The organism is Desulforhopalus vacuolatus, from assembly GCF_016918505.1.
Classification (GTDB): domain Bacteria; phylum Desulfobacterota; class Desulfobulbia; order Desulfobulbales; family Desulfocapsaceae; genus Desulforhopalus; species Desulforhopalus vacuolatus.
Window position 1 is genome coordinate 1 of the sequence record NZ_JAFFPZ010000131.1, and the last position, 413, is coordinate 413.

General features: G+C 42.1%; 1 tRNA gene. It reads right to left on the bottom strand.

The features are described 5' to 3' along the window. Positions 1–168: 168 nt before the first annotated feature. A tRNA-Ile gene (locus JWG39_RS16215) sits at positions 169–245 on the bottom strand. Positions 246–413: the final 168 nt, after the last annotated feature.

Sequence of the window (413 nt, forward strand, 5' to 3'; positions counted from 1 at the left end):
TTGATTAAACTCTTAGGTACTCAACTACTGTAAACCTTTTATCTCTCCCCACCCCGAAGGATGGATCAATTAAAAAGGATTTTTTTGCTACTCTACTATTCAATTATCAAAGAGCGTTCAAACCGGTCTGTACGAATTCAAACCAGTGAAAATTTATGTATAATGTGATGGTGGGCCCAGGTGGATTTGAACCACCGACCTCACGCTTATCAGGCGTGCGCTCTAACCAGCTGAGCTATGGGCCCATGCTTATTAAAGTGCTAACCCTGAATTCTCACATTATTTTTAAGGATCGCAAACGATCCCTCAAAACTGAATAATAACATTGCAAGTGAACTCTTGTGCAGCTCAAAGCTGCTTTTTTTCCTTTAAAAGGAGGTGATCCAGCCCCAGGTTCCCCTAGGGCTACCTTG